Origin of the sequence: Ancylobacter sp. IITR112, from assembly GCF_041415945.1 — a bacterium.
GTDB lineage: Bacteria > Pseudomonadota > Alphaproteobacteria > Rhizobiales > Xanthobacteraceae > Ancylobacter.
In genome coordinates this window covers 255,991-279,866 of record NZ_JBGCUS010000001.1, presented here as the reverse complement: position 1 = coordinate 279,866, position 23,876 = coordinate 255,991, and the positions used below count along the sequence as shown (strand labels likewise).

The window sequence follows — 23,876 nt, the reverse complement described above, 5'->3', positions numbered from 1 at the left end:
CGCCTCTTCCCCGTCAATGCGCGAAGGCTTCCCCGATGCCCTGGTCCTCCGGCTCGCGCGGAGTGAGACCGGTATGGTCGAGGGAGACCAGACGCGGGGCCATCTGCGTGTCGACCACCGCCGGCGTGCGGTCGTCGATCGTGCCGGTCCAACCGCCGCCGAGCGCCTTGTTGAGCGCGACATAATCGGTGGCGATGGCAACCTGGCTGGTGAGCACGGAATCGTCGGCCGAATAGGCCGAGCGCTCGGCCACGAGCACGTCGAGGAAGCTTGACGAGCCGCTCTGGTAGAGCGTGCGCGCCAGCGAGACCGCCTGCCGATAGGAGGCGGCGGAGGCACTCAGGCTCTTATATTTGAGCCGTTCCTGCTGCAGCGAGACGCTGGCATTCTCGACATCCTGCAGCGCCGTGAGCACGGCGGCGCGGTAATTGAGGAAGTACTCGTCGCGCTGAGCCTGAGCAAATTCCACGGCCGCCTTGAGCTGGCCGCCATTGAAGATGGGGATGCTCACGCTCGGGCCGAAGCTCCAGCTCACGCTCGAGCTCTTGGCGAGGTCGCCCAACGTCGCCCCCGAGGTGGAGATGGAACCGGTCAGGCTCACATCGGGATAGAGCGCCGCTTCCGCCTGACCGATCTGGGCCGTGTACTGGGCATATTGGCGCTCGGCGAGGCGCACATCAGGCCGCGAGAGCAGTACATTGGCCGGCACGCCGCGCGGGATCGGCTTCACCGGGGTGGGAATCGCCGCCGGCTTCTTCATCAACCCGTTCAGCGCGCTTGGCGGCTGGCCGAGCAGGATGGCGAGCTGATGCACGCTCTGCTGGTAGTTCGACTCAAGTTCGGGAATATTGGCCTCGGTGCTCGCAGCCTGCCCCTCCGCATTGGCGACATCCGCGGCCGAGGCCGAGCCGACCTGCAGCTTGGTGCGAGTGAGAGCGGCGGTTTCTCGCTGCGAGGCGGCGGTACGGCGCGCCAGCGCCGCCCGCGCCTGATAGCCGCGCGCTTCGGCATAGTAGGTCGCCACGTCGCCGATGAGGGTAAGCAACGTATTGCGCAACGTCTCCTGCGCGGCATCGAGCCCATAGGTGGCCGCCTCGGCCGCACGGCGATTTTCGCCGAACAGGTCGAGTTCCCAGCCGGCATTGGCGCCAAGGTCGAACGAATCGAACGGTCGCGCCACGGTAACCGTGCCGGTATCGGAGACGTTGCTGCCATTGGCGGCGCGCGTATAGCTGCCCGAACCCGTCAGTGTGGGAGCAAGCGCGGCCATCGCCTCCCGGCGGGTGGCGCGGGCCTGCCGCACCCGGGCTTTGGCCGTGGCGACATCAAGATTGCCCGCCACCGCCTCGTCGATCAGGCGGTTCAGCGTCGGGTCGCCGAGCCGTTTCCACCATTGCGCCAGTTCCGGCGGATGATTGTCCCCTTCCTCGCCGGTGACGGTCACCGTTGGCGAGGCCGTCCCCCATTTTGCCGGCAGGGTGAGGTCGGGCGCACGGTAATCCGGCCCCACCGCGCATCCGCCGAGCAGGGCGGCAACGAAAGCCGTGCCGGCGAGGCGAGGCAGCACGGCGCGGAAGGAGAAGCAGGTCGCGGGCGGCAGGGACATCGGTTCACCTGAGAGGCGAAGACAAGAGGCGGCGGAGCGGCGCGGGTCAGGCCTGCGGGGCATGGGGTGCCTCCCCGGAATCGGCGTTCGGGGCGGCGGCCGCGCTGGGCAGCTTGCCGGGGAAGAACCGGCGGACGACCACGAACAGCAGCGGCACGAAGAACAGGCCGAGCACCGTGGCCGCGATCATGCCGCCCATCACGCCAATGCCGATGGCGTTCTGGGCGCCGGAGCCCGGTCCGCTGGCGATGGCGAGCGGCGTCACGCCGAGGATGAAGGCGAAGGAGGTCATCAGGATCGGACGCAGCCGCTGGCGGGCCGCGTCCAGGGTCGCCTCGACGAGGCTCACCCCATGCGCTTGCCGCTCAATGGCGAATTCGACGATCAGGATCGCGTTCTTCGCCGCGAGGCCGATGGTAGTGAGCAGGCCGACCTTGAAATAGACGTCGTTGCTCTGGTCGAACAAGGTGGCCGCCAGCAGCGCGCCGAATATGCCGATCGGCACCGACATCAGCACGGCGAAAGGGATCGACCAGCTTTCATAAAGCGCGGCGAGGCAGAGGAAGATGACCAGCACGGAAATGGCGTAGAGCGCCGTCGCCTGATTGGCGGAGAGACGTTCCTGATGCGACAGGCCGGTCCATTCATGGGTGAAGCCCGGCGGAAGCTGGCCGACTAGCGTGTCGATGGCGTCCATCGCCACGCCCGAAGAGACGCCCGGCGCCGCCTGCCCCTGTATCTCCACCGCCGAGGCGCCGTTGAAGCGCTCCAGCCGAGGCGAGCCATAGGTCCAGCGCGTCGAGGCGAAGGAGGAAAAGGGCACCATCGTGCCGCTGGAGTTGCGGACCTCCCATTTGGCGAGATCCTCCGGCTGCATGCGGAAATCGGCGGCCGACTGGAGATAGACCTTCTTCACCCGGCCGCGGTCGAGGAAGTCGTTCACATAATCGCTGCCCCAGGCGGTGGAGAGCGTGTCATTGATGTCTGCGAGCGACACGCCGAGCGCGCTCGCCTTCTCCTGGTCGATATCGACCACAAGCTGGGGCTGGTCCTCCAGCCCGTTCGGCCGCGTCGCCACCAGGCGATGATCCTGGGCGGCCATGCCGAGAAGCTGGTTGCGCGCCGCCATCAGCTTTTCGTGCCCGACGCCGGTCATGTCCTGAAGATAGAAGCTGAAGCCGCCGGAATTGCCCATGCCCTGGATCGCCGGCGGATTGAGCGTGAAGACCATCGCGTCGCGCACATGAAGCTGCGCCATGGCGCGGCCGGCGACGGCGGCGGCGGAGACGGCGGGCGACTTTCGCTCATCAAAAGGCTTCAGGCGGATGAAGGCGATGCCGAGATTCTGGCCCTCGCCGCTGAAACCGAAGCCGTTGACGGTGAAAATGCCCTCGACCGCCTCTTTTTCCCCTTCGAGGAAATGCTGGCGGACGGTGTCCAGCACCTTCTCGGTGCGGTCCGCGGTCGCGCCGGCCGGGAGCTGCACCATAGTGATGAGGATGCCCTGGTCCTCCTCCGGCAGGAAGGAGGATGGCAGCCGCACGAACATCCAGCCCATGCCGATGGCGAGCACGAGGAAGATTGCGAGGAAGCGCCCCGCACGCGCCAGCACCCCGGCGGCCCCGCTGCGATAGGCCGTGGTGGTGCGGTCGAAATTGCGGTTGAACCAGCCGAAGAAGCCACGGCTCTTCGCATGCTCGCGCGGCGGCTTGAGGATGGTGGCGCACAGCGCCGGCGTCAGTATCAGCGCCACCAGAACCGAGAGGATCATCGCCGAGACGATGGTGACGGAGAACTGCCGGTAGATGACGCCGACCGAGCCACCGAAAAACGCCATGGGAATGAACACGGCCGACAGCACGGTGGCGATGCCGACCAGCGCGCCGGTGATCTCGCCCATGGATTTGCGGGTCGCCTCCTTGGGCGACAGGCCCTCCTCCTCCATCACCCGCTCGACATTCTCCACCACGACGATCGCGTCGTCGACGAGCAGGCCAATGGCCAGCACCATGGCGAACATGGTGAGCGTGTTGATGGAGTAGCCGAACAGCGCCAGCACGCCGAAGGTGCCGAGCAGCACCACCGGCACCGCCAGAGAGGGGATGAGCGTCGCGCGGACGTTCTGCAGGAAGATGAACATGACCACGAAGACAAGACCGATGGCCTCGACCAGCGTGCGCACCACCTCCTCGATCGACAGCAGGACGAAGGGGGTTGTGTCGTAGGGATAGACGACGTCGACATTCTCCGGGAAGGTCGGCTTCATCCGCTCGATGGCGGACTTCACCCGCTCCGCCGTGGCGACGGCATTGGCTCCCGTCGCGAGATTGATGGCGAGGCCACCGGCCGGCATGCCGTTATAGCGCGAGGCAGTGGTGTAGCTCTCTGCCGCCAGTTCGACTGTGGCGACATCATTGATGCGCACCAGCGAGCCGTCGGACGTGCTCTTGACGATGATGTTGCGGAACTGCTCGGGTGTCTGCAGCCGCGAACGGGACGTGACGGTGGCGTTGAGCTGCTGGCCGGGGCGTGCCGGCAGCCCGCCGACCTGCCCGGCCGACACCTGTGTGTTCTGCGCCTGTATGGCGCTGGCCACATCGCTCGGCATCAACTGGTACTTGGCGAGCTTTTCCGGGTCGAGCCAGATGCGCATGGCATAGGAGGAGCCGAACAGCGTGGTCGAGCCCACGCCCTCGATACGCCGCAGCGTGTCGTTGAGGGTTGAATCGACATAGTCCGACACGTCGGTGGACGACATGCGACCATCGGTCGAGACGAAGCCGATCACCATCAGGAAGCCGTCGGACGCCTTGTCGACCGAGATGCCATTGGTCTGCACCACGCTCGGAAGTTGCGGCGTCACCAGTTGCAGCTTGTTCTGCACCTGCATCTGCGCGATGTCGGGATCCGCCGCATTGGTGAAGGTGAGCGTGATCGTCGCTTGCCCCGTCGAGGTCGAGGTCGCCGACATGTAGTCGAGATTGTCTATGCCGGTCAGGCCCTGCTCGATCACCTTGGTGACCGAGTTCTCCACGGTCTGGGCGTCGGCCCCGGGATAGGAGGCGGTGACGCTGACCGTCGGCGGGGCGATCTGCGGATATTGCGCGATTGGCAGGGTGTTCAGCGCCAGCACGCCGCCGAGCATGACCAGCAGCGCCAGAACCCAGGCGAAAACGGGGCGGTCAATGAAAAAGCGGGACATGGTCGCGCCCTCACTTCGACGGATTGGGTGAGGCAGCGGTTGGCGGCGAGGCCTGGTCTTTGCCGGGCGCCGCGCTCTGCTGCCCGCGCTCCAGCACCTCGCCGGTGGTGTCGTCCACCACCACATCGACGGGGGTGACATCCTGTCCGGGGCGCGCGAACTGGCTACCCTCGACAATGACCCGGTCGCCGTCACGGATACCGCTGTCCACCAGCCAGCTATTGCCGACGCTGCGCGAGACGGTGAGCACGCGCTGCTCGACCTTGTTATCGCCATTGACGACAAGCGCGACAGGTTCACCCTTGGTGTTGCGCGTCACGCCGCGCTGGGGAACGAGGAAACTGTCCGGCGCCACGCCCTCCTCGATGATGGCGCGCACATACATGCCCGGCAGCAGCAGCCGCTCGGGATTGGGAAACTGCGCGCGCACGCCATAGGTGCCGGTGGTCGTATCCACATAGGCCGAGGTGAATTCGAGCGTGCCGGGATGGGCGTAGGTCTCGCCATTGTCGAGTTCCAGCCGCACCTGGACATTGTCGCCGGAAATCTTGATCCGTCCGTCGCGGATCGCCTGTCGCAGGTTCAGCAGATTGGTGCTGGACTGTGTGACATCGACATTGATCGGATCGAGCGTACGTATCGTGGTGAGCGCGGTGTCCTGGCTCGCCGTCACCAGTGCGCCGGGGGTCAGTGTCGACTTGTCAATCCGCCCGCCGATCGGGGCGGTGATGCGGGTGTAATCGAGATTGATGCGGGCGGTGTCGACATCCGCCTTGGCAGCGGCAACGTCGGCCTTGGCCTGCGCCAGCGACGCAACCGCGTCATCGTAATCCTGCTTGCTGACAGCGTTCTGCTTGATCAGCCCTTCGTAGCGATCGACCTTGGACTGGGCGCTGGGCACCGCCGCCTCGGCCTTCTGCAGGCTCGCCTGCGCGCTGTCATAGGAGGCCTGATAGCTCGCCGGGTCGATCTGGTAGAGGGCGTCGCCCGCCTTGACCTCGGAACCTTCCTCGAAGAGCCGCGACTTGATGATGCCGCCGACCTGCGGACGCACTTCGGCGACGAGCGAGGCCGTGGTGCGGCCCGGCATCTCGGCGGTGATGGCGACGGATTGCGGGCTGACCGTCACGACGCCGACCTGCGGCCGTCCCTGCGGCCCCGGCCCCTGCGGCGGACCGCCGTCGCGACCATCGCACCCGGAAAGCGCGAGGATCAGGGCGAAAGCCGCGGGAATGCGCATCGAACGTGCGGCGTAGAATGACGACACCGTGAAATTCCTATTTATAGTACCGTTCCGTATCTATATTATCCGCATTGTCTGTCTGTCAATTGACCGGTGGAGGGTCACGGTGAGGGGGGTGCCAGTCACGTGTCAGAGAGCAAGATGCAGATGAGGGCGACGCGGCCCCGTCCGCGCGGCCGCCCGAAGGCCGTGCCGGACGCCGCAAAGCGCCGGTCGATCGTGAATCAGGCGCTGCTCATCTTCCAGGAGCTGGGCTATGCGCGCATGACCACTGACATCGTCGCGTCCCGCTGCCGCATTTCCAAGACCACGCTTTACCGGCTGTTCCCCAGCAAGTCGGAGCTCATGGCGGCGATCATCGAAACGCATAATGAGAGCATGATCGCCCTGCCCGGCGATTACGACCACCTGCCGCTGTCGGAGGCGCTGGAGCGCATCTTCTTCAACGATCTCGACGACGAAGCCGACCGCCAGCGTTTCGCGTTCCTGCAGTTCCTCATCCTCGAAGCGGCGGTAAATCCGGAACTCAAGGCGATCTCCGAGAAATTCGGACGGCGCGCCGTGCTGAGGCTCCTGGCGGACTGGATCGACAGCCAGTGCGCGCTGGGGCGCCTCGACGTGCCGGACGCGCTCGACGCCGCCACCATGCTCATCGACATGGTGGGCGGCTCCATCGCGCTGACCCGCGACGGCCAGATGCAATGGCCCGGCAGCGCACGTCGGCGAGCTTATGTGAGCGAGTGCATCCGCGTATTCATCGGCGGAGTGGCACGGCGCGATGTGCCGGGGAGCGCAAGGGAACCGAGCCGAACGCGCGCGCTTCAGCGCGAGGACAATCCCAGCGCAGCGCAGGTGACTTCGCTTTCGCGCGCGAGTTCCTCGAACTGAGCCGCCCGCCCGTTGCCGGCACGCCAGAAATAGCCCATCTCGCGGCTGGCCGGCCAGCCGTCGAGGGTGAGCAGGGCGATGTCGTCCTCCATGCGGAATTCCGAGCGCGCATAAAGCTCGGGAAACAGCGACATGCCCATGCCCATGACAACCATCTGCCTTAGCGCGTCGAGGCTGGTGCCCTCATAGTCCTCCCGCATCTCGGCTCCGCAGGCGGCGGCGAGTTCGCGCGTGCGCTCGAACAGATGATGCCCCCGCCCGAGGGTGAGCAGACGCTCGCCGCGCAGCGCCTGCGGCTCGACATGGCCGATGGCGGCAAGCGGATGGTCCTTGGGCACGCCGAGAAAGATCGTCTCGCGGCACAGTCGGCGGAAAGTGACGGCATGGCCGGAATCAGGCGCCGGCCCTAGCCCGCAGTCGATCGCGCCAGACACCACTTCGCGCAGGATCGTCGCTGGGCGCTCCTCCTTGATGTAGATCTGCAGCGCGGGAAAACGGGCATGCAGCGGCGAGAGCAGGTGCGGCAGGAAATAGGGGCCGAAGGTCGGCGCCACACCCAACCGGATCAGCCCACCGAGATTGCGCGCCCCGCTCGCCGCCACCGCGACGATGTCGTCCAGCGTCAGCAGTACCGAACGCGCCGCCTCGATGACCCGAAGACCAATGGCGGTCGGCTGAACACGGCCTGGGGTCCGGTCGAACAAGATGGCGCCGAGTTGCGCCTCCAATTGGCCGATCTGCACCGACAGCGTGGGTTGCGAGACATGGCAGCGGCGCGCCGCCGCGCCGAAATGGCCGGTTTCGGCAAGCGCAACGGCATATTCCAACTGACGATGCGTGGGGCGAAAGGCCACTTCTAATAGCTCCAGGCTATCAATGATATTGAGACTATGCATTGGAACTATGAACCCGTCTACGCCATCTTCCCCGCAGCGAAAGGAGGTTGACGTGGACCAGTTCCTCAAGTCACTGACGACCCGGAGCCAGTTGCTCGATGTCGAACTCGCGGCCGAGCGCCGCCGTGAGAAACCGGATGGCGAGCGCCTGATGGCACTCAAGCGCATCAAGCGCCAGCTCATCGCCCAGATCGACTATCTGCGCCGCGAGGGGCGTGAGCGGACCGAGATGCGTGCCACACGCCGGCCCGGACGCTTTACCGATCTGGCGCTTCCGCGCCTGCGCTAAACGCCCCCTTTCGCGTCACGCCGAGGTCCGGGTCCCTCTGACGGCCCCCGCCGCCATGTCGGTCCTCACGCTAACCCGCTCCCAGCATCCGCCTGCATGAACGACCTGTGCCGCCACTCCGGCGCCGCAGGTCGGCATGCCGGCGCGCGTCGTGGAGCCTGAACCGAGGACCCCATGGACACACTGATATCGCTGATCACCGCCGACATTGTCGGCACGCCCGCCTGGCTCTGGCTGAGCTTCCTCGCCATCGTCTTCGTGTTGCTCGCCTTCGACCTCGGCGTGCTGAACAAGGGCGACAAGGAACTCGGCATCGGCGAAAGCCTGCGTCTCTCGCTGTTCTACATCGCTGTGGCCGTGCTGTTCGGCGGCTGGGTATGGTACTCGCGCGGCGCCGACGCCAGCATGCAGTACTTCACCGGCTATGCCATCGAGAAAGCGCTGTCGATCGACAATGTCTTCGTCATCTCCTTGATCTTCAGCTACTTCGCCATTCCTCGCATCTACCAATACCGCGCCCTTGTCTGGGGCATCATCGCCGTGCTGGTGCTACGCGGCATCATGATCGGCGTCGGCGCCGCGCTGGTGCAGGAATATGACTGGGTGCTGCTGCTGTTCGGCGCGTTCCTCGTCGCCACCGGCATCAAGATGCTGATCGTCAAGGAAGGCGAGCAGGACATCTCGAAGAACCCGGTGGTGCGCCTGCTCTCGCGCATCCTGCGCGTGACGCCTCAGTTGCACGGCCAGCGCTTCATCGTGCGCCAGCCGCACCCGGTGACGGGCAAGATGGTGCTGTGGGTAACGCCGCTGTTCCTGGCGCTGGTGGTCATCAACATCGCCGACCTGATCTTCGCGGTCGACTCGGTGCCGGCGATCTTCGCCATCACCACCGACACCTACATCGTCTTCACCGCCAACATCATGGCGATCCTCGGCCTGCGCGCCCTCTACTTTGCCCTGGCCGCCATGGTGCACCGCTTCGAATACCTGAAATACGCCCTGGCGCTCGTGCTGGTGTTCATCGGCGGCAAGATCTTCTGGAACTACTACTACGGCAAGCTCGACCCGGCGATTTCGCTGGGCGTGACGGTGGCGATGATCGCCGGCGGCATTTTCTTCTCGCTGTGGAAGACCCGCAAGAACGAGCTTGGCGCGCACTGACCACACAAGGGCCGGCGCCACGGCGCCGGCCCTCCCATCACCTCCTTCCGGGCCGGGCCGGCAACCGCAGAGCGGTGCCGCGTCCGGCCCTTGCCTGACAGCCCACTCGCCCTCGCCAAGGAAGCTCCTCCATGTCGCTCGCCAGCGCCGCCCTGCTCTCGCCACCTGTCCTGTGTTTCGGGCTGGGAGCGCTTGCCTGCGCCTTGCGCAGCAATCTGCGTGTGCCGGCGCCGGTGTTCGAGGCCGTGTCGATCTATCTCCTGCTGGCGATCGGCCTGAAAGGCGGTGCGGAACTGGCGGAAACACGCTGGGCCGATTTCGCCGGGCCCGCGGCTGCGGCCCTCGCGCTCGGGCTGCTCATTCCGCTGTGGTGCTATGGCGCCCTGCGCCGGATCGCCGGCTTCAGCGTCGCCGATGCCGCCTCGCTCGCCGCGCATTACGGCTCGGTCTCCGCCGTCACCTTCATCGCCGTGGTCAGTTATCTCGAACGGGCCGGCCTCCCTCATGAAGGCTTCATGACCGCCCTACTGGCGCTGATGGAGGCGCCCGCCATCGTCGTCGCCCTCGTCATCGCCCGGCTCGCGGGGGCGGGAGGCGACGGCACGGTGCAGGGGCCACCCTCGCTCGGGCCGGCGCTGCACGAGGTCGTCTCAGCCAAGAGTTTTCTGCTTCTGGTCGGCGGGCTGGTGATCGGCGGGATCATCGGCAAGGCCGGACTGGCGCCGGTGCGGCCGTTTTTCGGCGATCTGTTCCTCGGCTTCCTGTGCCTGTTCCTGCTGGAACTCGGCATCGTTGCGGCGGAAAAGGCCGACGCGGCGTGGAAGGCGGGCGGACGCCTCTTCGCCTTCGCCCTGCTCGCGCCGCTAATCAATGGCGGGCTCGGCCTGCTCGCCGGCCATGCGGCCGGGCTCTCGCAAGGCGGCGCGGTGGTGCTGGCGACGCTGGCGGCGAGCGCCTCCTACATCGCCGCCCCGGCCGCGGTCCGGCTCGCCCTGCCGGAAGCGAACGCGGCCTATTCGCTGGCTGCCTCGCTGGCCATCACCTTCCCCTTCAATGTGGTGCTTGGCATACCGCTCTATGCCGCGCTTGCGGGCTTGCTTTACGGCTAAGCCCGGACAATTTCAGCCGGCCATCATCTCCGGCAGGGTGACGAGTTCGATGCCGGCTGCGCGCAGCGCCGCGCAGCAGGCGGTGGCGACGGCGAGGGCGGTGGGCTCGTCGCCGTGCAAACAGAGCGAGTCGAACCTTGTCGGCATGCGCCTGCCTTGCACTGATACAATCTCGCCCTCCAGCACCATGCGTACGGCGCGTTCCGCCGCCACGGCGGGATCGCGGATCATCGCGTCGGCATAGCTCCGCGCGCGCAGATTGCCGTCATCCTCATAAAGGCGGTCGATGAAGGCCTCCCGCGCCAGCGGCACGCCGAGATCGACCGCCGCCTTCTCCATCTCGGTGCCCGACAAGGCGAGATAATAGAGCGCCGGGTCGACCACCTTGATGGCGCGGGCGACGGCGCGGGCATAGTCCCGCTCCACCGCGCACATATTGTTGAGCGCGCCATGCGGCTTCACATGGGTGACCTTCACCCCGGCATAGGCCGCCATTCCGGCGAGGGCGCCAAGCTGGTAGGCGACGAGATATTCGAGATCGTCCGCGTTCATGCGGATCTGCCGGCGGCCGAAGCCCCAGAGATCGTTGAAGCCGGGATGGGCGCCCACCGAGACGCCGTTCTCCTTCGCCTTGAGGCATACCTCGCGCATGATGGTAGCGTCGCCGGCGTGAAAGCCACAGGCGACATTGACGCTGTTGACGATTTTCAGCATCGCGTCGTCATTGCCGATGGCGTAATGCCCGAAGCCCTCGCCGAGATCGGCATTGATGTTGATGCGTTTCGCCAACAAACTTCTCCCACCGCCTGACATCCGCACGTTCAAGCCTTTATACGGTAACAGATTTCACGGCGGAACCACGCAGCGGGACGGCGCGCAGGGGGAGCGATGACGGCGACACGCATCCGCGAAACGGCGCGTTTTCTTCCCGTCGGCGACACCGCCTTCGCGGTCGAGTTCGGGGAGCGCATCGACCCGGCGATCAACGCCCTCGTCCACCGCACCGCCGCGCTTTTGGCCGCCGCGCCGCCGGCGGGGCTGGTGGAGACCGTGCCCAGCTTCCGCTCGCTGCTGGTGCATTACGATCCGCTGATCACGAATGCGGAGGTATTGAAAGGGCTTATCGGCGCGCTGGAACTGGACGATGCGGCCAGCACCAACCCCGCCCGCATCTGGCGGATCCCGGTGCTGTATGGCGGCGCGGGGGGGGCGGACCTCGCCGAGGTCGCGGCGGCGACCGGACTGAGCGAGGCGGAGGTGGCCGCGCTGCATGCCGGCACGCTCTACCGCGTTTACGCGCAAGGGTTCTTGCCGGGTTTCGCCTATCTCGGCGACCTGCCGGCCGCGCTCGACCTGCCGCGCCGGGCGAGCCCGCGGGTCCGGGTGCCGCCGGGCTCGGTCGCCATCGCCCAACGCATGACCGGCATCTACCCCGTCGCGTCGCCGGGCGGCTGGCACCTCATCGGCCATACGCCGCTGCGCTTCTTCGATCCCGCCCGAATGCCGCCGACCCTGTTCGCGCCGGGCGACGGGGTGCGGTTCGTGCCGGTGAACGCCGACGCCCATGCCGCCATTGCCAAGGCGGTCGCACAGGGGCTCTATCTGCCTGAAGCGGAAGGGATATCGGCGTGAGCGCCCAGCTCGCCATCCTCCAGCCCGGCCTGCAGACGACGGTGCAGGATCTTGGACGCACGGGCTTTCAGGCCTATGGCGTGCCGGTGTGCGGGGCGCTGGACAGCATGGCGCTGCGGCTCGCCAATGCGCTGGTGGGCAACGCGACCGGAGCGGCAGCGCTGGAAATTCGCCTGCTCGGCCCGGTATTTGAGGTCGCCGGCGGGCCGCTGCGGATGGCGCTGACGGGCGCGCAGGCGGATATCGAGGTGACAATTGGCGGCGAAACGCAGCGCTATGGCGCGTGGCGGGCCATTGACGTGCCGGACGGCGCGCGGGTGCGCATCGGCGCTCTGACCGGCTCGGGCTGCGCGGTGCTGGCTGTCGCCGGCGGGATCGACGTTCCGCCCGTCCTTGGCTCGCGATCAACCGATCTCAAGGGCGGCTTTGGCGGCCATGAGGGACGGGCGCTGATGGCGGGCGACCGGCTGAATGTTAACATTCCCAACGCCTTAGGCCCCTGCCTCGCCCTGCCCTCCCTAGCCGGCGCCGCCGGCGAGGTGACGCTGCGGGCGGTGCCGGGACCGCAGGCCGACGCCTTCACCGAGGCGGCGCTGGCGACCTTCTTCAGCGCGCCCTACCGCGTCTCGCGCGAGGCCGACCGCATGGGGCTGCGGCTCGAAGGGCCGGCGCTGGGCTTTCGCGGCGGCGCCGACATCGTCTCGGACGGCATCGTCACCGGCGCGGTGCAGGTGCCGGGATCGGGGCTTCCCATCCTCCTGCTCGCCGACCATCAAACCATTGGCGGTTATGCGAAAATCGCCACCGTCATCTCCGCCGACCTGCCGCTGGCCGGCCGGCTGGTGCCGGGCTCGACGCTCCGCTTCCAGGCGGTGAATGTGGTGCAGGCCGAGGAGGCACGCCGAGCGGCAGAGGCGGAGCTGCAGCGGCTGCTCGCGACGCTGGCGCCGGTGCGCGAGAGCGGGCGCATCGACATCGCAGCGCTGTACGACGCCAATCTGATCTCGGGCGTGACCAGCGGCGTGTGAAGCTATTTATCAAAATAATAGAGTTACTTATGCCCCTCCCCGCCGGATGTGGGCGATCAGCGCTTCCACCGCCGCGCCATAGCCTGAGGGGCCCAGACCGATGATGCAGCCGGTCACTGCCGCCGCCAGCGGGGCGTGGTGGCGGAAGGGTTCGCGCGTGAACACGTTGCTCACATGCACCTGGAATGCCGGCTTGGCGACGGCGGAAAGGGCGTCGAGCACGGCGATGGAGGTGTAGGAGAGGCTGCCGGCGTTGATGACGATGCCGTCCGCTCCGTTGCGCGCCTCCTGAATCCAGTCGACCAGCAGGCCCTCATGGTTGGTTTGCCGGAAATCGACCGACGCGCCAAGGGCTTGCGCCCGCGCGCGGCAATCCTCCGCGATGTCCTCAAGCGTCAGCGCGCCATAGGGGCCGGTGGGGTCGAGGCCATAGAGATTGGTGTTGGCGCCGTTGAGAACGAACAGGCGCAGCGACGGCAAGCTCATGATATCCAACGCTTTTTCGGAGAAGATCAGGCGACGCGCTCGCGCGGGCGGGTGGCGGCCATGGCAGGGCGGGCGTCGAAGCCGGCGAACCATTCCGCCGCCGCCGGACGGCCCTCGCGCCATTGCAAATCTGCATAGCGGAAGTCGAGATAGCCGAGCGCGCAGCCGAGGGTGATGAGGCCGATGTGGTGGACAGTGAGACCGATGAGGCCGGTGCGGACAGACTGCTCGATGACATCGAGCGCGCCCGATATCTTCGCCATCTGCGCCTCCCGCCACTCCGGCCAGCGCAGCGCCTCCGGCCGCATCACCGTCTCGTAGCGTGTGCCGACGGCGGCATCGAGCAGCCCGTCGCCGAGCGCCTGCATTGTCAGCGCCGGCCACCGCGCCGGGCCGGTGGGGAAGAGGTCGCGGTCGCCGGCGAGGCCGGCGAGATATTCGCAGATGACGGCGCTGTCATAGAGCACCGCGCCGTCGTCCAGCACCAGCGCCGGGATCTTGCCAAGCGGATTGAGCGCGGTCAGCGCCGGGTCGCGCTGCAGCGGGCTGGCGGCGTTGAATACAATCTCGATGCGGTCCGCCAGCCCGGTCTCCAGCGCGACGACCATGACCTTGCGCACGAAAGGCGATGTGGGGGCGTGGAGCAGTTTCACGGGATCTGGTCCTCCGCGCCGATGGCGGCAAGCGCGGCGCGCGCCACCTCGACATCCTCCGCCCCCTTGCCCGAACCGACGCCGATGCCGCCGACGCAGACGCCGTCAATGATGATGGGAAGCCCGCCTTCCAGATTGGTCAGCCGCTGGCCGGCGGCGAGGGAGAGCTTGATCTCGTCGGCCGGGTTCAGCCGGGAGGAAGGCTGGCGGTGCGAGGCGGCGGTGATCGCCTTGGACAGCGAGGTCTCGCGCGAGAGCAGCTTGGCGCCGTCCATCCGCACGAAGGCGAGGAGGTTGCCGCCTTCGTCGACGATGTTGATATTCTGCGGCACGCCCATATCGCTCGCTCTGGCGACGGCGGCGGCGAGCATTTTCAGCGCGCCCTCATGGGTGAGCTTCAGCGCCGGACGGGTGACGGACATGGGGCCTCGCTTGGGTGGCGGGAGGTGCTTCTTGAAACGGCGTCATCCCGGACGGGCCGAAGGGCCCGATCCGGGATCATGGGAGAATGGGCGAGCGATCCCGGCTCTCCGCTGCGCGTCGGCCGGGATGACGATCAGCGCCGCCCCTCACTCATCCCCCGGCACGCCGTAGGAGGGCGCGGTGGAGGGATCGAGCGCGCGGGTGACATAGGCGTCCATCTGCGGCTTCCACAATTCCCACAGCGCGGCCAGCGCGCCGATCGGGTCGCTGTCGTGCCAGTCCACCCGCAGGTCCGCCACCGGCCACGCAACCTTGTCGACGATCAGCATGCCGACCGAATGCACCGGCCCCTCCTCGCCGCCGGCGATGAGCGCCGCTTGCATGGCGGCGACCAGCCGGTCGCCGAGGGGGCCGGGAGCGGCGGCGAAGGCCTCGATCATCGCCTGCGGCACATGCTTTGAGGCGAGAAGATTGCCGGCCGCCACCACGCCCTCGCCCTCAGCGATGTGATGGGTGCCGAGTGTCTTGCCGCCGGAAAAGCCGGCGGTGCGGCCCTCAGTGTCCACCAGCGCGATCTGGCGATAGTCGATATGCGCCCCCTCCGCCGCCAGCCTGGCCAGCGCCTGCGGCGCCGAGAGGCCGGCGGCCATCAGCTCCAGCCCCTTCGGCCCCAGCGTCGGATCGGTGATGTTCTGTGTCGCCACCGCGCCGACGCCGGCGCGGGCATGGGCGCAGCGCGCCGCCACCGCCGGGGAGGAGGAGGACACCGCGATGCCAAACTGCCCGGTGCGCGGGCAGCGGGCGGAGATGGAGAAGGTCATGCGCGCCTCACGCGGGATCGGGGATGACGGCGGTGACCTCGATTTCGACCAGCCATTCCGGCCGCGCCAGCGCCGGCACGACGAGGCCGGTGGAACAGGGGAACACGCCGCCCATCCACTTGCCCATCTCCTGATACACCGCCTCGCGGTAGCGGATGTCGGTGAGGTAGACGACGATGCGGCAGATATGGCTCATCTCGCTGCCCGCCTCTTCCAGCAGCATCTTGATATTGGCCATCGCCTTGGCGGCCTGCGCGCCGGCATCGCCGATGTGCAGGCTCTCGCGCGTGTCGAGATCCTGCGCCACCTGTCCGCGCAGGAACACCATGGTTCCCCGCGCCACCACCCCCTGCGAGAGGTCGTTGTTCAGCTTCTGCTCGGGATAGGTCTGCTTGGTGTTGAAGGGGCGGATGCGCGTGTGCGTCGGCATGAAGGGGCTCTTTGCTGGAGAGGGAGAGACAGGGGGACGGCGCTCACGCCACTTCAAGCCGGCGGTAGCTTCGGTTGGAATAGACGAGCGGATGCTCGGCATGGGTTTCCAGCGCCACCACATCGCCGGTGACGATGCGGTGGGTGCCATAGTCGAACACATGCGCCAGCCGGCAGTCGAAGCGGCACAGCGCCCCGCGCAGCAGCGGCGCGCCGGTGGCGAGGCCGTCCCAGTCGCCGGCCCCGAACCGGTCCTCGCGCAGTTCCGGCACCAGCCCGGCGAAGGAGTCCGCCACGCGCTGCTGGCCCTGGGCGAGGATGTTGGCGGCGAACACGCCATTGGCGAGCAGCACCGGCAGGCAGCGGCTGTCCCGGTGCAGGCAGAACAGCACCGAGGGCGGTTCCAGCGACAGCGAGGACAGGCTGGAGACGGTGACGCCGACACGGCCATGCGCCCCGTCGCTCGTCACCACGGTCACGCCGGCGGCGGTGCGGCCCATGGCGTGGCGGAAGGCGGCGGGGTCGATGGCGTGCATCGGCGTCTCTCCTCAGTTGGCGCTGGCGACCTTGCCGGTCACCTTGTCCGACAGCCCGGCCGCCTTGCGGACGAAATCCAGCGGGCCGGAGAAGTCGAAGGCGTTGTAGACGGCGTTGAGGTGGTTGAAGTGCGGGGCCTGCGCGAACTGCACGAAGGTCAGCCGATGGCCGGCATAGTCGGAATTGAGCAGGTCGCGGGCGAAGGCCAGCAGCTTGCGGCGGTCCTCCGCCTCCCACTGCTTGTTCAGCGTGTAGAACTTCTTCAGCCAGTCGCCGGAGCCGGCATTGTGGAAGGCGGCGGCGTTGGGGGTGACGCAGATCTGCCCGCCGCACAGCTCGCGGGCGATGTGCATCATCGCCGGCAGGTTGGAACAGCCATGCACGCGCCCGGCATAGAGCAGCGACTGGTTGGGCATCAGCAGCCCGCCGGGGCTCTTTTCGGCCAAAGCGATCGAGGCGGTGAGATGGGCGTTGATGCCCTCGCGGTAGCAGACGAGATCGGCCAGTTTCTCCCGCACCGATTGCAGCTTGTCGAGGCCGGTCTGCTTGGCGTTCCACATCGCCGCGCCGATCATCATGTCGGCGACATAGAGCAGGCGGTGGACATAAGGAAACGCCGAGTAGCGGTGCAGCGTGGCGCGGATGTACTGCGCCGCCTTGGTGTGACGGTAGAAGAACACGTTCTCCCACGGGATCAGCACATTATCGAAGATGACGAGGGATTCGACCTCGTCGAACTTGTTGGCCAGCGGGTAGTCCTGCGGGTTGGTGCGGCCGGCGAAGGAGGAGCGGCAGATCTGCTTCACGCCGGGCGCGCTCATCGAGATGATGCCGCCGACCGCATAGTCGGAGAGCGTCTCATTGGTCCAGGCGCCGACGGTCGGCTTGAGAAAGGCCTGGTCGGCATAGGCCGCGGCGGTCTCGTATTTGGCGCCGCGGATGACGATGCCGGCATCGGTCTCCTTGACCACATGCACCATCATGTCGGGGTCCTGCTCCTGCGGCGGCAGGGAGCGGTCGCCCTTGGGGTCGGTATTGGCGGAGATGTGGAAGATGTCGTTGTCGAAGATGTTCTGCACATGCCGGTCGACATTGTCGGCGAAGCGCGGGTCGAACTCGGCCAGCACGTCGCGCCCGTCGATCAGCGACCACACCTCGCCAATGGTTTCGTCGCCAACGCGGGTGACGACGCCGCCAATGTCCTTCATCACGAGATCGACGGCTTCGAGCTTGTCGGTCCAGTCCTTGGTCTCGCGCGGCGGCTTGTAGAAGATGGTGTTGCGCTTGTTCTCCTCGACATAGGTGAGGCGGTCCTGATAGGCCGGCTCATGCGCCATGTCGTACATGCGGGCGCGCACATCGACGATCGGCTTGAAGGCGGGATGAGTGGTGACATCCTTCACCCGCTCGCCGTCCATCCAGATTTCGCGGCCGTCCTGAAGACCCTGCCGATAGTCCTGCCCTGTGCGGATCATAGAAGCATCCTTTTCCTGTGAGGAAATATTGCGTTGGGCCAATAGATCGGTAAAATATTTTGATTGATTGCTCGACATAGAAAAAGCTGATGAACATCTCCCTGCGCGCGCTGCGCTACGTCGTCGCCACCGCCGATTTCGGCAATCTGACCGAAGCGGCGCGGCATCTGAACGTCTCGCAGCCCTCGATCTCGGCGGCGATCGCCCAGTTCGAGGCGGAATACGGCGTGCAGGTCTTCGTGCGCCACCATGCAAAAGGCGTGACGACCACCATTGCCGGCACCCGCATCATCAACGAGGCGCGGCTGCTGCTGAACCATGCCCGCGATTTCGGCCAGAATGCCCGCGCCATGGCGGACGAGGTGCGCGGCGAGATCGCGGTCGGCTGCTTCTGGACCATCGCCACCCATTTCATGCCGGGGCTGCTCTCGGCCTTCGCCGGCTCGCATCCCGGCATCACGGTGAGCCTCGACGAGGGCGACCAGCAGCAGATTCTCGACGCGGTGATTTCCGGCCGCACCGAGATGGCGCTGTCCTATGAATTCGCCCGGCCGGAGGAGGTGATGGCCGAGCCGCTGGCGGAACTGCCGCCCTATGCGGTGCTGCACCCCGACCATCCGCTGGCGCAGCGCGAGCGCATCAGCCTCGCCGATCTGCGCGACGAGCCTTTCATCCTGCTCGACCTGCCGCATTCGCGCGACTATTTCATGGGTCTGTTCGCCTCGGTGGGGGTGGAGCCGCACATCGCCTTCCGCTCGCGCGCCTATGAGCTGACGCGCGGCCTTGTCGGCCATGGGCGCGGCTACACCATCCAGAACGTGCTGCCGCGCACCCAGATCACCCATGATGGCGGGCGCGTCGCCTCGGTGCCGCTGACCGACACGCTCCCCCCCGTGCGGCTGGTGAGCCTGCGCCTGCGCCGGCAGACGCCGCGCCCGGCGGTGGAAGTGTTCGCCCGCCACCTGAAGAATTCATTCGCCCCCGGCGGCCTGTTCGCGCCCGGCACGCTCTCGCCGCGGGCGACGGTGCGATAGGTTCCGCCTATCCACTGCATCCGCAAACTGTTTCCCGCGCCGATTGCCTGCGGGGCGGGCGGCTCTCTAGAGCAGAAGAGACGAACAGGAGCGAGCGGCGATGAACGGATTGCGGGTGATCGGGCCGGCGGAACACCGGCTTGTGCCGTGGAAGAATGGCGGCGGTATCACCCGGGACGTGCTGCTGCTGCCCGAGGGCGCCTCGCATGAGGATTTCGACCTGCGCATCAGCCTGGCGCCGATTGTCGCGGAAGGGCCGTTCTCCTCGTTCCCCGGCATCGACCGGCACATCACCCGGCTCAGCGCCAACCCGCTCTCCCTCGCCTTCGCGCAGGAGACACGGGCGCTGGCGCGGCTGGAGCCGTTCTATTTCGACAGCGTGCTGCAGCCGCGCTCGCTGCTGCAGGACGGGCCGGCGGAGGTGCTGAATGTGATGACCCGGCGCGGGCGCTGGCATGCGCAGGTGATGCCGGCCACCGGCGGCAATGGCCCGCTGCTCGCCGCCCCCGAGGGCGGACGGGTGATGCTCCACGCCGTGACCGGCATCTGGCAGGTGGGCGATGCCGCCGGCGCGGTGCTGGTGCGCCCCGGCGAGACGCTGCTGGCCGCCGACGCGCAGACGCTGCGGGTAAGCTGCGAGCCGGCTGGCGAGGCGGTGGTGGCCTTTCTCACCCCCACCGGGGCGCGCGCGGCGGCTGCATAAGATTTGTCTATTTTATGTAACGGGTAAAAGTATTTTCCGATCCAAGCTTCGCAGCGCACCATTTCCCGACAGGAAAAATAACAAAACCTTCGGAGACGGGTTCGATGAAGCGGGAACATGCCCGGCGGCATGGGCTGGCCGCGCGCGGCCATAACGTCGCGACGTTGCGTCAGGCGCGGACATGAGCCGCGATGCACTGGTATTCTACAGCGCGGTGGACGATGCCGCCGCGTGGCGCGCGGCGCTGACCGCCGAACTGCCGGATCTCGACTTTCGCGTCGATCCCGATGTCGGCGAGGCGAGCGAGGTGCGCTACGCCCTCGTCTGGCAGCCGCCGGCGAATTTCTTCGCGCGCTTTCCCCGGCTCGAACTGGTGACCAATCTCGGCGCCGGCGTCGACGCGCTGGTGCGCCGCGACGATCTGGTGCCGGTGAAATTCTCGCGCCTGTCCGACCCCGGCATGGTGGCGATGATGACGAGCTATGTCGTCTTCGCCGTCACCCGCTATGCCCGCGACATTCCGGTGTTCGAGCGGGCCAAAAGGCGCGGCGAATGGGAGTATGTGCACCCGCGCGCGCTTTCCGAGATCAAGGTCGCGGTGCTCGGCCTCGGCGAACTCGGCGGGCCGGCGGCGCGTCTTCTGGCGCAGATGGGCTTTACGGTGAGCGGCTGGTCGCGCTCGCCGAAGGACATTGCAGGCGTCGCCTCGCATACCGGCCGCGACGGGCTGGAGCATGTGCTGGCTGAGAACGAGATCATCGTCAGCCTGCTGCCCCTCACCCCGGACTCGCGCGGCCTTCTCGGCGCCGCCGAATTCGCGCTCATGCCGAAAGGGGCGAAGTTCATCAATGCCTCGCGCGGGGCGGTGGTGGACGAGGCGGCGCTGATCGCGGCGCTGCGCGCGGGGCAGGTGGCGGAAGCGACGCTCGACGTGTTCGAGACCGAGCCGCTGCCCACGGGCCATCCGCTGTGGAGCCTCGACAATGTGCTCATCACCCCGCATCTCGCCAGCATCACCGTGCCTGTCCTGGCGGCGCGCGATGTCGCCGAGAGCATTCGCCGCGTGCGGGCCGGCCTGCCGCCGCTGCACGAGGTCGACCCCGGCCGCGGCTACTGAACGCCGCCGCCCCATTCCTGCGCGCGGTCTTCCGCGCGCACTTCCAGAGACTGCGCCAGACGCGCCCGCCTGAAGGCGCGCGGCCAGAACATCCGGGCGGTCCGCCGCCCCAATCACAGAGGTGGAACATGAAGAAGCTGTGCATTGCACTCGGCGCCCTGGCCGTGATGGCCGGCGCCGCCCTCCCCGCATCGGCCCAGGAAAAGCTGGTGGTCAGCACCTGGGGCGGAAACTGGAAGGCCGGCGTCGAGATCATCGGCAAGGAATTCACCAAGCGCACCGGCGTCGAGGTCGAGTACATCACCGGCGGCACGCTGGACCGCCTCGCCAAGGCGAAGGTGGCGCGCGACAACCCGGAATCCGACCTCGTCAACACCACCGCCCATGTCGGCTATCTCTATTATTCCGACGGGCTGATGGAAAAGCTCGACTGGTCCAAGATCCCGAACGCCGCCAAGCTCTACCCGATGGCCAAGCGCTCGGACTACACGGTGGCGGACTATGTCTATGTCTACACCCCCGCCTTCCGCACCGACCTGATGCCGAAGGGCTTCAAGATCACAAGCTGGGAAGATTTGTGGAGCCCGGCGCTGGAGGGCAAGCTCGGCCTGCCGGATTTCGACCCCAGCCACATCATCATCGCCGCCACCCGCCTCGCCGGCGTGAAGCCGGAAGAATGGGACAAGGTGAAGCCGAAGCTCCTGGAGCTGAAGAAGAACATCAAGGCGTTCTACCAGTCGGACGCCACCAGCCAGAACCTGATGCGCACCGGCGAGACCCCGGTGCAGGTGCTGCTCAACATCAATGGCTACCATCTGGAAAAGCTCGGCATGCCGGTGGAGATCGACGTGCCGAAGGAGGGCGCGGTGGCCGGCACCGATGTGTGGGGCATCAATGCCGGCTCGAAGAAGAAGGAGCTGGCGCTGCAGTTCCTCAACATCGCGCTGGAGCCGGCGATGCTGGCGCAGCTCTGCAACTTCCACAAATGCTCGCCGCTGACGGCGGAGGCCAAGCTCGACCCGGAGATCGCCAAGCTGCCGGGCATCTTCACCAGCCAGGAGGCGATCGAGAAGGGCACCATCGTGCTTGAGGACAAGACCTATGCCACCCTGCTGCCGCAGTGGAAGGCGTGGTTCACCGAGAACATGATGCACTGACGGCAGGCGCGGCCCGAACGCCGTCATGGCCGGGCTTGGCCCGGTCATGGACGGCCTTCGCGGGCGATGCCCCCACAGCGTCATCCCGGCCGCAGGCGTAGCCGAAGAGCCGGGATCGCCCTCAAAGCCGGGCGCGCCCGGACGCCGCTGCGATCCCGGATCGGCCTGCGGCCGTCCGGGATGACGCCATCTGGTAGGGCGGGCCGGGCCTGCGTCTTTTGAGGTTCCCGTTCTCATTTCCCACGATCCCGGATCGACGCTTCGCGTCGTCCGGGATGACGGCAGAAAGTCATGATCCAGCGCCGGCCCTTCTTCCTCACCTTCCTCGCCCCCGCCGTGCTGACGGCGGTGATCCTCGCGGCGGCGCTGTTCGAGGTGCTGCAGTACAGCGTGCGCGAATTCGTGCCCGGCTCGCTCAATGTCGGCGGGCTGACGCTGGACAATTTCACCCGCATCAACCGGCCGATCTACTGGTGGGTGCTGCTCGACACCTTCTATATCAGCCTGCTGACCGCGATCTTCTCGCTGCTGCTGAGTTACCCCGTCGCCTATGCGCTGGTACGGGCCAAGCGCGACTGGGTGCGCTCGCTGCTGGTCTCGCTCTCCATCACCCCGCTGTTCACCGGCGAGATCGTGCGCACCTTCTCCTGGATGCTGATGCTCGGCTCGGACGGCTTCATCAACTCCATGCTGCGCAAGCTCTCGCTGATCGAGATGCCGCTGCAGATCATGTATACGCGGCTCGGCGTGGTGGTGGCGCTGGTTCAGTTCTCCATGCCGGTCATGATCATCCTGCTCGCCACCGCGATCAGCCATGTCGACCGCGACTGCGAGAAGGCCGCCGCCAATCTCGGCGCCAGCCCCGGCGCGGTGTTCTGGCGCATCACCCTGCCGCTCACTCTGCCGGGCATTCTCTCCGGCATCGTCGTGGTGTTCGCCTGGACGATGAGCGCCTTTTCCACCCCGCAGCTCATCGGCGGCGGCAAGGTGCTGATGATCTCCAACCTCGTCTATCTCCAGGGCTTCTCGGTGCTGAACCTGCCCTTCGCCGCGACGCTGAGCGTGATCGCGCTGATCGCCGCGCTCGGCAGCCTGGTGCTGATGAAATCCCTGACCGGCCGGCTGGAAAAGCGGCTGGCGGTGCGCTGAGGAGGATGCACATGAAATCCCTGCGCTCATTCGGCTTCTGGAGCCTCGTCGTCGCCATCCTCACCTATATGACGCTGCCGACGCTGGTCGTGCTGATGACCTCGGTGAACCCGACCGAGATCCTCGCCTTTCCGCCCGAGGGCGTCTCGTTCCAGTGGTACGAGAAGGCGCTGACCTATCCGGACTTCCAGCGCGCCTTCAAGAACGGGCTGATCGTCACCTCGCTCGCCTCGACGCTAGCGCTGGTCGTCGGCTCGGCCTTTGCCTGGCTGGTCCACCGCTATGAATTTCGCGGGCGCGGGGTGCTGGAGGCGGTGCTGTGGTCGCCGTTGATCATCCCGCATTTCACCCTGGGCTTCGGCTTCCTGCTGCTGGGCGGGGCGCTGGGGGTGCAGCAGGGCTACAGCATGATCGTGCTGGCGCATATGGTGCTGGTGATGCCGTTCGTGACGCGCGCGGTCTATGTCAGCCTCGCCGCCATCGACCCCGATCTCTCCCGCGCCGCCGCGAATCTCGGCGCCTCGCCCTTTCATGTGCTCACCCGCATCGAGTTGCCGCTGGTGCTGCCGGGCATGGCGGGCGGCTGGCTGATCGCCGCCGTGCTGTCGCTGACCGAGTTCACCGCCTCGCTCTATGTCACGGGCAGCCGGACCCAGACGCTGCCGGTCGCCATGTATAATTACATCCGCGAATATGCCGACCCGACCGTTTCGGCGATTTCGGCGCTGCTGATCATCGCCACCACCCTCATCATGTTCATCGCCGACCGCGCCTTCGGCCTGCGCCGGGTGCTGGCGATCGACACGCACTAACTGACTGCCTGCCGGAGAGCCGACGC

Annotated in this window: 24 protein-coding genes; 12 read left to right on the top strand and 12 right to left on the bottom strand. The window is 66.9% G+C overall.

Annotated elements, in window-relative coordinates; genetic code table 11:
* Window positions 1-13 precede the first annotated feature (13 nt).
* The 3 genes from AAC979_RS01245 to AAC979_RS01235 are packed head-to-tail and all read right to left on the bottom strand — an operon-like array spanning window position 14 to window position 6,048.
* A complete protein-coding gene (locus tag AAC979_RS01245) occupies window positions 14-1,606 on the bottom strand; it encodes an efflux transporter outer membrane subunit (protein WP_371345008.1) in 1,593 nt (530 codons plus the stop codon).
* Between the two features lie 46 nt (window positions 1,607-1,652).
* Window positions 1,653-4,808: an efflux RND transporter permease subunit gene (locus AAC979_RS01240; RefSeq protein ID WP_371345007.1), complete on the bottom strand. Its 3,156-nt coding sequence runs from the start codon at window positions 4,806-4,808 to the stop codon at window positions 1,653-1,655.
* Between the two features lie 10 nt (window positions 4,809-4,818).
* Window positions 4,819-6,048: an efflux RND transporter periplasmic adaptor subunit gene (locus AAC979_RS01235; protein ID WP_371348970.1), complete on the bottom strand. Its 1,230-nt coding sequence runs from the start codon at window positions 6,046-6,048 to the stop codon at window positions 4,819-4,821.
* Between the two features lie 144 nt (window positions 6,049-6,192).
* Between AAC979_RS01235 and AAC979_RS01230 the strand changes: the two genes are divergently transcribed.
* Entirely contained in the window at window positions 6,193-6,939 is a 747-nt protein-coding gene (locus AAC979_RS01230) for a TetR/AcrR family transcriptional regulator (RefSeq protein WP_371345006.1), read from the top strand.
* Here the strand turns inward: AAC979_RS01230 and AAC979_RS01225 are convergent.
* Window positions 6,873-7,793 carry a hydrogen peroxide-inducible genes activator gene (locus AAC979_RS01225; RefSeq protein ID WP_371345005.1) on the bottom strand — a complete coding sequence of 307 codons (921 nt, stop codon included), beginning with the start codon at window positions 7,791-7,793 and terminating at the stop codon, window positions 6,873-6,875. The two genes, AAC979_RS01230 and AAC979_RS01225, sit on opposite strands and share 67 nt — an antisense overlap.
* A gap of 94 nt (window positions 7,794-7,887) precedes the next feature.
* Here AAC979_RS01225 and AAC979_RS01220 point away from each other — a divergent pair, with 94 nt between their 5' ends.
* The 3 genes from AAC979_RS01220 (at window position 7,888) to AAC979_RS01210 (ending at window position 10,394) form a co-directional block, all read left to right on the top strand.
* Entirely contained in the window at window positions 7,888-8,124 is a 237-nt protein-coding gene (locus AAC979_RS01220; RefSeq protein WP_371345004.1) for a hypothetical protein, read from the top strand.
* A gap of 174 nt (window positions 8,125-8,298) precedes the next feature.
* A complete protein-coding gene (locus tag AAC979_RS01215) occupies window positions 8,299-9,285 on the top strand; it encodes a TerC family protein (RefSeq protein WP_371345003.1) in 987 nt (328 codons plus the stop codon).
* 131 nt (window positions 9,286-9,416) lie between these two features.
* Complete coding sequence (locus AAC979_RS01210) at window positions 9,417-10,394, top strand: sodium-dependent bicarbonate transport family permease (protein ID WP_371345002.1); 978 nt, start codon at window positions 9,417-9,419, stop codon at window positions 10,392-10,394.
* 12 nt (window positions 10,395-10,406) lie between these two features.
* On the opposite strand, the gene AAC979_RS01205 is transcribed toward AAC979_RS01210, so the two are convergent.
* Window positions 10,407-11,183 carry a LamB/YcsF family protein gene (locus AAC979_RS01205; protein WP_371345001.1) on the bottom strand — a complete coding sequence of 259 codons (777 nt, stop codon included), beginning with the start codon at window positions 11,181-11,183 and terminating at the stop codon, window positions 10,407-10,409.
* A 99-nt stretch (window positions 11,184-11,282) separates the two neighbouring features.
* Between AAC979_RS01205 and pxpB the strand changes: the two genes are divergently transcribed.
* The gene (gene pxpB / locus AAC979_RS01200; protein WP_371345000.1) at window positions 11,283-12,026 is read left to right on the top strand and encodes a 5-oxoprolinase subunit PxpB; all 744 of its coding nucleotides are present in this window, start codon (window positions 11,283-11,285) and stop codon (window positions 12,024-12,026) included.
* Entirely contained in the window at window positions 12,023-13,054 is a 1,032-nt protein-coding gene (locus AAC979_RS01195) for a biotin-dependent carboxyltransferase family protein (RefSeq protein ID WP_371344999.1), read from the top strand. Before pxpB ends, AAC979_RS01195 begins: the two co-directional genes overlap by 4 nt.
* 27 nt (window positions 13,055-13,081) lie before the next feature.
* Here the strand turns inward: AAC979_RS01195 and AAC979_RS01190 are convergent, their stop codons facing one another.
* The 7 genes from AAC979_RS01190 to AAC979_RS01160 form a co-directional block, all read right to left on the bottom strand.
* On the bottom strand, window positions 13,082-13,549 hold the full coding sequence (locus AAC979_RS01190) for a type II 3-dehydroquinate dehydratase (protein WP_371344998.1): 468 nt from the start codon (window positions 13,547-13,549) through the stop codon (window positions 13,082-13,084).
* Between the two features lie 17 nt (window positions 13,550-13,566).
* Window positions 13,567-14,193: a glutathione S-transferase family protein gene (locus AAC979_RS01185; RefSeq protein ID WP_371344997.1), complete on the bottom strand. Its 627-nt coding sequence runs from the start codon at window positions 14,191-14,193 to the stop codon at window positions 13,567-13,569.
* Window positions 14,190-14,615 carry a heme-binding protein gene (locus AAC979_RS01180; protein WP_371344996.1) on the bottom strand — a complete coding sequence of 142 codons (426 nt, stop codon included), beginning with the start codon at window positions 14,613-14,615 and terminating at the stop codon, window positions 14,190-14,192. Before AAC979_RS01180 ends, AAC979_RS01185 begins: the two co-directional genes overlap by 4 nt.
* A 147-nt stretch (window positions 14,616-14,762) precedes the next feature.
* Window positions 14,763-15,437, bottom strand: coding sequence for a DUF1028 domain-containing protein (locus AAC979_RS01175; protein ID WP_371344995.1), 675 nt, complete (start codon window positions 15,435-15,437; stop codon window positions 14,763-14,765).
* Window positions 15,438-15,444: 7 nt separating this feature from the next.
* Window positions 15,445-15,867, bottom strand: a complete 423-nt coding sequence (locus AAC979_RS01170; protein WP_371344994.1) for a RidA family protein — start codon at window positions 15,865-15,867, stop codon at window positions 15,445-15,447.
* 43 nt (window positions 15,868-15,910) lie between these two features.
* Window positions 15,911-16,402, bottom strand: a complete 492-nt coding sequence (locus AAC979_RS01165; protein WP_371344993.1) for a flavin reductase family protein — start codon at window positions 16,400-16,402, stop codon at window positions 15,911-15,913.
* Between the two features lie 12 nt (window positions 16,403-16,414).
* A complete protein-coding gene (locus AAC979_RS01160) occupies window positions 16,415-17,878 on the bottom strand; it encodes a 4-hydroxyphenylacetate 3-hydroxylase family protein (RefSeq protein WP_371344992.1) in 1,464 nt (487 codons plus the stop codon).
* A gap of 89 nt (window positions 17,879-17,967) precedes the next feature.
* Here AAC979_RS01160 and AAC979_RS01155 point away from each other — a divergent pair, with 89 nt between their 5' ends.
* From AAC979_RS01155 to AAC979_RS01130, 6 genes are all read left to right on the top strand, one after another.
* Entirely contained in the window at window positions 17,968-18,912 is a 945-nt protein-coding gene (locus tag AAC979_RS01155) for a LysR family transcriptional regulator (RefSeq protein WP_371344991.1), read from the top strand.
* Window positions 18,913-19,012: 100 nt separating this feature from the next.
* Window positions 19,013-19,615: a HutD family protein gene (locus tag AAC979_RS01150; protein WP_371344990.1), complete on the top strand. Its 603-nt coding sequence runs from the start codon at window positions 19,013-19,015 to the stop codon at window positions 19,613-19,615.
* A 181-nt stretch (window positions 19,616-19,796) separates the two neighbouring features.
* The gene (locus AAC979_RS01145; RefSeq protein ID WP_371344989.1) at window positions 19,797-20,732 is read left to right on the top strand and encodes a 2-hydroxyacid dehydrogenase; all 936 of its coding nucleotides are present in this window, start codon (window positions 19,797-19,799) and stop codon (window positions 20,730-20,732) included.
* A 128-nt stretch (window positions 20,733-20,860) separates the two neighbouring features.
* Window positions 20,861-21,889 carry a PotD/PotF family extracellular solute-binding protein gene (locus AAC979_RS01140; protein ID WP_371344988.1) on the top strand — a complete coding sequence of 343 codons (1,029 nt, stop codon included), beginning with the start codon at window positions 20,861-20,863 and terminating at the stop codon, window positions 21,887-21,889.
* Window positions 21,890-22,180: 291 nt separating this feature from the next.
* A complete protein-coding gene (locus AAC979_RS01135; RefSeq protein WP_371344987.1) occupies window positions 22,181-23,038 on the top strand; it encodes an ABC transporter permease in 858 nt (285 codons plus the stop codon).
* A gap of 11 nt (window positions 23,039-23,049) precedes the next feature.
* Window positions 23,050-23,850 (top strand): ABC transporter permease, encoded by an 801-nt coding sequence (locus AAC979_RS01130; protein WP_371344986.1) that lies wholly within the window; start codon window positions 23,050-23,052, stop codon window positions 23,848-23,850.
* The last annotated feature ends 26 nt before the right edge of the window (window positions 23,851-23,876 follow it).

Coding starts and splice junctions, on each gene's coding strand:
- AAC979_RS01235 (WP_371348970.1), bottom strand. CDS start 6,048: ATGCGCATTCCCGCGGCTTTCGCCCTGATCCTCGCGCTTTCCGGGTGC.
- AAC979_RS01240 (WP_371345007.1), bottom strand. CDS start 4,808: ATGTCCCGCTTTTTCATTGACCGCCCCGTTTTCGCCTGGGTTCTGGCG.
- AAC979_RS01245 (WP_371345008.1), bottom strand. CDS start 1,606: ATGTCCCTGCCGCCCGCGACCTGCTTCTCCTTCCGCGCCGTGCTGCCT.
- AAC979_RS01130 (WP_371344986.1), top strand. CDS start 23,050: ATGAAATCCCTGCGCTCATTCGGCTTCTGGAGCCTCGTCGTCGCCATC.
- AAC979_RS01215 (WP_371345003.1), top strand. CDS start 8,299: ATGGACACACTGATATCGCTGATCACCGCCGACATTGTCGGCACGCCC.
- AAC979_RS01135 (WP_371344987.1), top strand. CDS start 22,181: ATGATCCAGCGCCGGCCCTTCTTCCTCACCTTCCTCGCCCCCGCCGTG.
- AAC979_RS01140 (WP_371344988.1), top strand. CDS start 20,861: ATGAAGAAGCTGTGCATTGCACTCGGCGCCCTGGCCGTGATGGCCGGC.
- AAC979_RS01160 (WP_371344992.1), bottom strand. CDS start 17,878: ATGATCCGCACAGGGCAGGACTATCGGCAGGGTCTTCAGGACGGCCGC.
- AAC979_RS01155 (WP_371344991.1), top strand. CDS start 17,968: ATGAACATCTCCCTGCGCGCGCTGCGCTACGTCGTCGCCACCGCCGAT.
- AAC979_RS01145 (WP_371344989.1), top strand. CDS start 19,797: ATGAGCCGCGATGCACTGGTATTCTACAGCGCGGTGGACGATGCCGCC.
- pxpB (WP_371345000.1), top strand. CDS start 11,283: ATGACGGCGACACGCATCCGCGAAACGGCGCGTTTTCTTCCCGTCGGC.
- AAC979_RS01180 (WP_371344996.1), bottom strand. CDS start 14,615: ATGTCCGTCACCCGTCCGGCGCTGAAGCTCACCCATGAGGGCGCGCTG.
- AAC979_RS01210 (WP_371345002.1), top strand. CDS start 9,417: ATGTCGCTCGCCAGCGCCGCCCTGCTCTCGCCACCTGTCCTGTGTTTC.
- AAC979_RS01230 (WP_371345006.1), top strand. CDS start 6,193: ATGCAGATGAGGGCGACGCGGCCCCGTCCGCGCGGCCGCCCGAAGGCC.
- AAC979_RS01150 (WP_371344990.1), top strand. CDS start 19,013: ATGAACGGATTGCGGGTGATCGGGCCGGCGGAACACCGGCTTGTGCCG.
- AAC979_RS01175 (WP_371344995.1), bottom strand. CDS start 15,437: ATGACCTTCTCCATCTCCGCCCGCTGCCCGCGCACCGGGCAGTTTGGC.
- AAC979_RS01170 (WP_371344994.1), bottom strand. CDS start 15,867: ATGCCGACGCACACGCGCATCCGCCCCTTCAACACCAAGCAGACCTAT.
- AAC979_RS01165 (WP_371344993.1), bottom strand. CDS start 16,402: ATGCACGCCATCGACCCCGCCGCCTTCCGCCACGCCATGGGCCGCACC.